The sequence below is a fragment of the Serratia sp. (in: enterobacteria) genome (assembly GCF_046715635.1).
Lineage (GTDB): Bacteria > Pseudomonadota > Gammaproteobacteria > Enterobacterales > Enterobacteriaceae > Chania.
Genome location: NZ_JBKJYW010000115.1, coordinates 1 through 8905 on the forward strand (window position 1 = coordinate 1; position 8905 = coordinate 8905).

The following is an 8905-nucleotide window of genomic DNA, read 5'->3' on the forward strand; positions in this document are numbered from 1 at the left end:
GTTCGGGTCAGCTCCATGGCGTGGCGCGAGTAATCCACTTCCGGCGATAACCGTTTGATTTTTTTTACGCGGCCCAGAAGATTAACGGCGGCATAGCGCACGTCTTGCACGCCGGGGTGGCAAATGATTCGGCTGTTATCGGGCAACCAAGGGACGCCACCGCTGTGATCGTAATGGCCATGAGAGAGCACGGTAGCGGTCAGGTTGTTGAGGCTAATCCCCATTTGGGCCGCATTTTTTAAAAAACTGCCGTCCGGCCCGGTATCAAAAAGTACGCTGTCCGACTCGTCCTGCACTAACAGACTCAACCCGGCTTTGGCGGTTAACGTTTTATCCGCCCCGGCAGCCAGGCGATTTTCAAGTAACACATTGATGGTTAAGGTCATGTGGACTCTTTGACTCGATGTAGTACGTCAAGGTGTAGAAGGGATAACCTTAGCGTACAGAGAAAGGGTGGGGAAACCCTTTTTCGTAAAAGCTACCCATTTTCCCCTTACCCAACCCTCTCCCCAAAAAGGAGTGGGGGTTGGTACGGAGCTGTTGTTAGGTACAGAAATTAATCTGTAACAGGGGCGATTTAGAGGACGAATACAGTAGCTAAGATGTGGCACGTTAGGTCCCCTCTCCCTGTGGGAGAGGGTTAGGGTGAGGGGCTTCACTGAAGGTATTATTACAGGTAACGGCTTTCCAGATGCCGGCGGAAATAGCTTGGGTCTAACGTCTTGCCAGTGGCGTTGGTGATCAAGGTATCGGTAGGGTAACGGCTGGCGTGACGCCAGATATTTTGCTGTAACCAATGGAATAGCGCGCCCAAATTACCGGCGGCAATATCTTCGCTCAGCTTTGGCATTGCGCTGCGTGCGCTGTCGAACAGTTGGGCCGCATACATGGCACCCAAGGTGTAAGTTGGGAAGTAGCCAAAGGCGCCGTCCGTCCAGTGAATATCCTGCATGCAGCCATTGCGATAATCGCCCACGGTGTCCAGGCCAAGGTAGCTGTGCATCTTCTCATTCCACAGTGCCGGAATATCTTCAACTTCGATCTCGCCCTCAATCAACGCACGCTCAATCTCATAACGTAATATCACGTGGGCAGGGTAGCTGACCTCGTCTGCATCGACGCGGATCAGACCAGGCTTCACCCGCTGATTAAGGCGAATAAAGTTGCTTTCTTCCAGGGCCGGTTGTTCACCAAACTGATTGACGATCAGCGGCCGCAGAACTTTCAGGAAGTCACTCCCGCGAGCCAGCTGCATTTCAAAGAACAGGCTTTGTGATTCGTGGATCGCCGTTGAACGAGCTTGAGCCACGGGTTGACCCAGCCACTCACGTGGTAGGTTCTGTTCATAGCGGGCGTGGCCGGTTTCATGCACGATGCCAAGCAGCGCGGTAAGGAACTCTTTCTCGTTGTAGCGTGTAGTGATGCGTACATCTTCCGGTACACCGCCACAGAACGGATGAGCACTAACGTCAACCCGGCCGCCGTCGAAGTCAAAGCCGAGCAACTTCATCACGCTCAGGCTCAGCTTACGCTGGGTGTCGACATCGAACGGACCTTGCGGGATCAGGCAAGTCTCCTGCTGCTGTTTGGCGACCACCGTTTGCAATAAATCGGGCAGCCAGATTTTCAGATCGCCAAAGATACGCTCCAGATCGCTGCTGCGCATTCCAGGTTCATACAGATTGAGCAACGCATCATACCGGCTGACGCCCGCCGCCTGTGCGCGGATCTGCGCTTCTTCACGGCTCAGCTTGACCACCTGGCGTAGGTTATCGCTAAAACCTTCCCAGTCGTTGGCCGGGCGTTGTGCTCGCCAGGCATGTTCGCAGCGCGCACCTGCAAGGGATTTGGCTTCGACCAGCGCTTCTGGCACCAGCACGGCATTGTCATACTGGCGGCGCATTTCGAGCAGGTTGGCACGGTCAAATTCATCGAGCGCTTCTTGTTGCGCGCGGTCGAGCAGCTCACCCGTTTTCTGTGCCGTCAGGATTTGATGCTTCAACACGCTCAACTCTGCCAAAGCCTCGGAACGCGCCTTATTGCCACCCGGCGGCATCATGGTTTGCATATCCCAGCCGCTGATGGCCGAGAGGTGGTCAAAACGCGAAAGGCGGGTGAAGAGGGCGCGAAGTTGGCCGTAGGCCGTAGAGGATGATGCAGATGTCATTTGTTCAACTCCATAGTGGATCCGTTGAGCCAACGGGGCCGGATCGTTATGCCGGCGCTGTTTTGGTATCTAAAGGGGGTTTAATCGGCCAGCAGAAGCGGAAACTGGCGCCGCCCAAAGAGCTGGCCTCCACAAAGACCTGGCCTTGATAGGCCACTGCGATGGAATGCACGATCGCCAATCCAAGCCCGCAGCCGCCGGTAGCGCGATCGCGGCTGGGATCGAGGCGGACGAAGGGTTCGAATACCCGTTCGCGTTCTTCTGGGGGAATGCCTGGGCCATCGTCTTCCACCTGCAGGCACGCTGTGTCACCGTCAAACCATAGGCCGACGCGTAAACGCCGTTCGCAATAGCGCAGGCCATTGTTGACCAGGTTGTCTAATACGCGCTCCATCAGCCGCAGATCGACACCGCCAAAATCACCGACATGCGGGATATTCAGCTCAATGTCGCGCTCTGGGTGGATCAACTGAATATCGGCCACCTTATCCCGTAGCCAGCCGGGCAAATCGATAGGCTCGATATTTAACGCGACTTGAGGCCGATCCAGACGTGCATAAGTCAACAGCTCGTCGATCAGAGATTCTAGCTGGGCGATATCACGGTTTAGCGCCTGTTGTTCGCCGTCGGTCAGGTTATCGCTCATGGCTAACCGGTAGCGCAAGCGTACCAGCGGGGTCCGTAACTCATGGGCAATGCCGTCTATCAGCTGCTTTTTACTGACGATCAGCGTGTTGACGTTATCGGCCATCTGATTAAAGGCGACGCCAAGCCGGTACAGGCTGGAAGTGGGCACAAAATGCGTGCGCTCATCAAGATGCCCGGCCCCCAGACGTTGGGCGGCATTTTCCAGTTTCAACAAGTCCTGCCAGTGCGGGCGCATCCACAGGAATACCGGCAAGGCCAGCGACATGCCGATAAAGATCAGCAGCACCAAATCCAGGATGCGCATCTGGTGCAGATAAAACAGATAGGGGATGGGGCCAACGACCAGCACGTAATGGCTACGTGGAATGCGCTGCATAAAGGTGTAGCGATCGTCCAGCGCGATAATTTCCCCCAGACGCAGCCGCTTGGTGAGGTCTTCATTCAGGTTTTGCTTGCCGAGCGGTTCGATATGCAGCTTGAACGACAGGTTTAAATCCAGGGTGGCGATGGTTTTGTTCCAGTCCTTCAACGGGATTTCCCGCAGCTCGCTGCGCATCAGATACAGCGAACTCTTCATCAGGTCGTCCATCGATTGGCGCCCGGCGCGTTCGGCGGTAACCTTGTAAACCAGGCCGACCAGCATCGCCATCACCAGAAAACAGACGAATAGCAGTAAAAAGAACTGCACGAACAGTTTTCTCATTGCTGCACCGATGCCCAGGCGTTAGGGGCAAACAAATAGCCTTTGTTGCGCACGGTCTTGATGCGGAACGGCTCTAGGGCATTGTCATACAGCTTGCGGCGTAGGCGTGAGATGGCCACATCGATGCTGCGGTCCATACCGTCGTAGCTGACGCCGCGCAGGTTTTGCAGTAAGGCTTCACGGGCCATGATTTGCCCGGCATGGGTCGCCAGTTCCCACAGCAGATCGAAATCCGAAGTGGAAAGGGTGACGATCTCTTCCCCCAGCGTCACCTGGCGGTTGACCGGATCGATGCACAGCAAGCCAAAATGCACGGCATTATGTTGGGTGATGTTCTGCGTTTGTTCTTCTTTTGGCTGATTACCTCCGTGTTGACGCAGGTGTAAACGTAGGCGAGCCAGCAGCACCGCAGGTGGCGTAGTTTTCAGGATGTAGTCATGCGCACCCATTTCCAACGACAGGATGTGATTCATATCGCTGTCCAGCGAAGTGAGCAACACGATCGGGCCGGGATACACCGGGCGCAGATCGCGGCACAGCGTCATGCCGTCTTTGCCGGGTAGCATGATATCCAGCAGCACCAGATCAGGTTGTTCCCGCTCAATGCAGGCCTGTGCCGTATCGCCACGCGGTTCGATGATGACGTCAATGTCATGTTTGCCCAAATAGGCGGCAATCAGTTTGCCAACTTCAGGATCGTCTTCTACAAAAACAATTTTAGTCATAATAGGGCGGTTTTATAGGAAAAACGGCATCCAGCATAGCGCGCTGCTCGGTGATGCGCCATGCCCATTATTTAACGCAGCGGTCGCCCGCCATCCACGCCGTGAGTGCGCCCGGTGACGTAGCAACTGCCCATCAGATAATCCACCAGATTGACCACTTCGCTTTCCCCTGGGGCGATCTGCATCAGGGATTTGGTCAGCGCCTGCTGGCGATAGGTTTCATCGTCACCGGTGTTGAACATAATCAGCGCCGGGGCGATAGCATTCACTTTGACTTCGGGGGCCAGCTTGCGGGCAAAGGAACGGGTCATATTATCCAGCGCAGCCTTGCTGGCGGCATAGGCAATGTGCTTGTCACTACCTTTCTCCACCACATAATCCGTCAGGTGGATGATATCGGCACCGGCTTGCCCTTGGCCAAGCAGGCAGGGTTCCAGCAGTTGGTTTAACAGGTAGGGGGTGTAAACGTGGATTTGGAGCATTGAGGCCATGACCTGTTCCGGTGGAGTCTGCTCCGACTCTGCTAACCAGGCACTGGCGTTATGGATCACGGCACGCAGCTTTGGGGCAACTTGTTTTACCTGATCGGCAAAACGATAGATGCCTTCGTGGGCAGAGAAATCGCCCTGCAGGCAGATTGCGCCAAGGTCTTGGAGTTCGGCTAATGCCGGGTATTCGCTGCGATAGGCAATAATGACCGGAACGCCGCGCTGTAAGAACGACTTGGCCAGAGCCAGCCCAATTCTGCGGGCTCCGCCGGTGATCAGCACAGGGGCCGAATTGTGAGAGACCATCGAGTAAAGCTCCTGAGCAAACTGGCAAACATTAAAGGAATTATGCCATTATACGTCAGAAAGCAGATAACGCTTCCCATCGATGACATATCAGCACTGGCTACCAAAAGGGTAACGAAGATGAACAACGATCATCTTGCATTCGTCGCGCGCAGTGAGAAAGTCTGTTTCGACTATATGGATTTTTTATCCGCCTCCTGCAAAAAGCAGTGGAGCTTTATCGATGCGATCTATGGCGTGATGCCTATCTTTGGCATGGTAGTGAAATCGCGCGTGGCAGACTCACGCTCGCGCCAGGATCAGTTGAAAGAGTTGGCGTTACAGGTGGTTTCGACGCAGGTCAGCGATGAGGTCAATATTGTTCGCCTGATCGATCTGGCCCGGCAACAACAGTTGGTGGTGTTTGATATTCAGCTGCCGTATCCGCTGGCTGTGGAGCAGTTGGCCGCCATTGAGAAAGAATGCGGTGAATCGGTGCTGGTAACGCAAGTGGGTGAACGGATCACCATTAACGCGCAACCGGTGGGTGGCATTTAACCGGGTGAGGCCACCCGGTTAAATGGGGCGATCAATGCAACATAAACCATCCGGCCGGGAGGGTCGCGGCTAACAGCAGCATAACGGTGCCTTTCTCTAACCGGTTGAGCAATTTCACGTCCTGATGCCCACTGCGGGCATACATAAACACCAGCAAGCCAGGCGCATACAGCAGCACCGACATCAGCAGGTGCATCAGTCCCGAAGCATAAAGTAGCCACAGCCCATACAGGCAGGCACCGCTGGCGGCGAAGATCAGACGCTTGTCCTGCCGCTGACGGGCCACCTTGAACAGGAACGCTCCCACCAGGAAATACGGCACCAGGATCATCTCGGAAGCGATGGTCAGCAGCGAATTGTAGTTGCTGCCGGTCAGCCAGATAATCACCAAAGCAATTTGCACCGCACCATTGGTCAACCACAAAGAGGCTGATGGGGCGTGATTGCGGTTTTGCTTGCGGAAAATTTTGGGGAATGCACCGTGTTGAGCGGCCAACAGGGGCACTTCGGCCGCCATAATCGTCCAGCTCAGGTAAGCCCCGCAAACTGAAACGATCAGGCCAGTGGCGATGATCACGTCACCCCAAGGGCCGATCAGGTCAACCATCAGCACCGCCATTGACGGGTTACGCATTTCAGCCAGCTCACTGCGTGGCACCACGCCGAGTGACAGCAGGGTGATCACCAGATACACCGCCAAAGCGGAAATCACGGCCAGCATGGTGGCGCGGCCAACGTCTTTTTTCTGTCTGGCGCGGGCGGAAACCACTACGGCCCCTTCAACACCGATAAACACCCACAGGGTGATCAGCATGGTGTCTTTGACCTGCTGCCAGACTGGCGTACCAAGGGCAACGCCGTGGAAATCCAGGGTGAAAGTATCCATGCGAAACGCGATAGCGGCCAGTACGGCAAACAGGCCGAGCGGCAGCAATTTGGCGAGGGTGGCCACCAGATTGATGCTGGCCGCCGTCTGCACGCCGCGCAGTACCAAGGCATGGACGATCCACAGCAACAACGATTCGGCGATCAGCGCCTGCCAGGTATTGCCATCACCCAGGATCACCGTGCCGCTGCGGTCAGTAAACAGGCTCAGCGCAGCAAACACGATCACCAGATAAGAGACGTTAGCGATCACCGCACATAGCCAGTAACCCCATGCAGAGCAGAAGCCCACCAGCTCACCAAAGCCTTCTTTGGCGTAGGTGAAGATGCCACCGTCCAGATCGGGGCGCAGGCGGGTCAGCAACAGCATGGCAAAGGCCAGGAACAGAATGCCGACGCCGGTGATGGCCCAACCAATCAGCAAGGCCGCCGGGCTGGCAACCTCGGCCATATTCTGCGGCAGGCTAAAGACGCCTGCGCCCAGCATTGAGCTGAGTACCAAGGCGGTTAACGCGGTAAGACCAAGTTTTCTTTCCAATGATGGATCCCGATACAGAATAAACGACTATCCCCGTCGCCTTTCAAGCTGCAGCGTTGTTACCTGCGAGCATGAACCCTAGTCACTTACTCAAGTAAGTTCCTAGGGTTCATGCTCTTGTCGCCTAGCTGCAACTTGAAATTCATAGGGGATAAAAATCAGCCGTGCAGGCCAGCCATAACGTTATGGCAATTACCGCAAGGGCAGATAAAGGAGCTAAAAATTGGCGCAAATTCTAAGGGGAGATGCTTGCGGATGCAATGATTGGTTATGCGCATTGGATAAAAACTTATTCAGCAGCGGCATAAAAAAAGGCTGCACGGTGGCAGCCCTTCGATCAAGGTGGCAGCAGGGATTATTTGAACAGATCGGCGCTGACGGTCAGGTTGCCGCCGCTCTTGTTCTGCCACTGGCGCGTCACGTGGTAGTACTTGGCGCCTTTCTCTGCGGCACGTTTCGCCACTTCGGTGGAAACGTCGGTCATGCTGTTGAAGTGGCCGGTAAAGGTCACGGAATCAAACGGTACCATTTGTGCGGCGGTGACGTTATTCACTTCCTGGATCTTGGTGCCGTTGGGCAGGGTTACAGTGTAACGCTGGCCGGTAGAGGTCTGGGTTTCGAAGAAACGGCCAACGTCGCGGGCTGGTGAGCCGGAAGAGGCAACGCCTGGGATCTCAACCTTGGCAGCTTCTGCACCACCAGCGGCCAGCATGGCTTTACCGGCTTCAGAATCGGCAGGCACGGCATCCGGGCTCTGCACCACACGTTTCGGCGCATCGGCTTTATAGATGTAAGCGGTAATGAACTGGTTGCCGCCCTGGTTGGCATCCACCTGACGCACGATAAAGAACGAGGCAGCGCCTTTCTTCTGTGCGGCTTTGGTGATGGCGTCGTTGATGTCTGGCTGGCTGCGGTAGAAACCGCTGACGGTGACGGTATCGTAAGGCTCAAGCAGGAAGGCTTCTTCTTTTGGCAGCTCTTTCACGCCGTTAATCACGCGGTACTTGGTCTCTTTGCTGACTTCTGGGGCATCTTTATGATAGACGTCTGCAGTGACGCGCCAGTTGCCGCCGTTATTACCGTTGTTGATATCCTGGATATAGAAGGCGTCAGCCCCCATTTTATCTGCACGGCGGGATACGGCATCGGCAGCTTCGTTGATAGCGTTGAAACGGCCGGTAATGGTGATGCGATCAAACGGCTTGATGGCCGCTGCTTTCTCAGGAGTTAACTCTTGCGCGGCTTGCACAGACAGCGCAGTAAGTGATAACAAGGCTGATGCGATGATCGTGGTCTTCAGCTTCATAAAAAATCCTTTCGCCAAGCGCAGTAACGTTGATAACGTGCTGAACAGTTTAGGTGTAATTCAGCCGCAGATTATGACATGTAATCTCGCCGGGTGTCTCAGCATTTTATGTTATGCGATGCGACAAAGCTGCGTATTCACGACGAGGCCAATGCGTTATAAGTTTCAAGAATAAAGCGTTTAATCTCATTAATGTTAATTATTCACAATTTTATAACTTTTATGCTTGCCGCCCGCGGCTGGCAGGAAAGGGCCTTGGAGCAGGTCTGCACAATAGTGCGCTGAAAAGGGCCTTCCGGGCAGTTTTTCCATCCAGATTTGAGATTTGTCATAGCCTTAGGTGCATTTTTATGTAAAAACTGACGGGTAAACGTAAGCAATTATGGATCATCGATCACATTTTCAGTAGGTTATAGGTGGCACCTTAATTTGTTGACAGGCAAGGCTGATAAAAAACTTGCCAGCCGGTGCAATCGCTATGGGTAAGACGATAATAAACATCATCAGAACAGGTGAGAAGGGAACATTATGCGTATTGGTGTACCAAGAGAACGGTTGGCCAATGAAGCCCGAGTTGCAGCAACGCCGAAAACGGTAGAACA

Annotated in this window: 9 protein-coding genes; 1 reads left to right on the top strand and 8 read right to left on the bottom strand. The window is 54.5% G+C overall.

Translation table 11 applies throughout. The features are described 5' to 3' along the window. From ACLQ7H_RS05495 to folM, 5 genes are all read right to left on the bottom strand, one after another. Nucleotides 1–386, bottom strand: a 386-nt coding sequence (locus ACLQ7H_RS05495; RefSeq protein WP_411751805.1) for an MBL fold metallo-hydrolase, incomplete at its 3' end; no start/stop codon positions are given. Nucleotides 387–670: 284 nt separating this feature from the next. Beyond that, complete coding sequence (locus tag ACLQ7H_RS05500; protein WP_411751806.1) at nt 671–2167, bottom strand: carboxypeptidase M32; 1497 nt, start codon at nt 2165–2167, stop codon at nt 671–673. Nucleotides 2168–2213: 46 nt separating this feature from the next. After that, nucleotides 2214–3518 (bottom strand): two-component system sensor histidine kinase RstB, encoded by a 1305-nt coding sequence (gene rstB / locus ACLQ7H_RS05505; protein WP_411751807.1) that lies wholly within the window; start codon nt 3516–3518, stop codon nt 2214–2216. Beyond that, a complete protein-coding gene (gene rstA, locus ACLQ7H_RS05510) occupies nt 3515–4243 on the bottom strand; it encodes a two-component system response regulator RstA (protein WP_021806502.1) in 729 nt (242 codons plus the stop codon). The genes rstB and rstA overlap by 4 nt, the downstream gene beginning before the upstream one ends. Nucleotides 4244–4314: 71 nt before the next feature. Next, nucleotides 4315–5037: a dihydromonapterin reductase gene (folM, locus tag ACLQ7H_RS05515; protein ID WP_411751808.1), complete on the bottom strand. Its 723-nt coding sequence runs from the start codon at nt 5035–5037 to the stop codon at nt 4315–4317. A 120-nt stretch (nt 5038–5157) separates the two neighbouring features. On the opposite strand from folM, the gene ACLQ7H_RS05520 reads away from it, so the two are divergent. Next, nucleotides 5158–5574 (top strand): hypothetical protein, encoded by a 417-nt coding sequence (locus tag ACLQ7H_RS05520; protein ID WP_411751809.1) that lies wholly within the window; start codon nt 5158–5160, stop codon nt 5572–5574. A 31-nt stretch (nt 5575–5605) separates the two neighbouring features. On the opposite strand, the gene ACLQ7H_RS05525 is transcribed toward ACLQ7H_RS05520, so the two are convergent. The 3 genes from ACLQ7H_RS05525 to ACLQ7H_RS05535 all read right to left on the bottom strand — a co-directional run. Continuing rightward, a complete protein-coding gene (locus ACLQ7H_RS05525) occupies nt 5606–6997 on the bottom strand; it encodes an amino acid permease (RefSeq protein ID WP_411751810.1) in 1392 nt (463 codons plus the stop codon). Between the two features lie 355 nt (nt 6998–7352). Further along, the gene (gene ydgH, locus ACLQ7H_RS05530) at nt 7353–8303 is read right to left on the bottom strand and encodes a DUF1471 family protein YdgH (RefSeq protein WP_411751811.1); all 951 of its coding nucleotides are present in this window, start codon (nt 8301–8303) and stop codon (nt 7353–7355) included. 402 nt (nt 8304–8705) lie between these two features. Beyond that, a partial coding sequence (locus ACLQ7H_RS05535; RefSeq protein ID WP_411751812.1) for a hypothetical protein occupies nt 8706–8905 on the bottom strand: 200 nt, incomplete at its 5' end.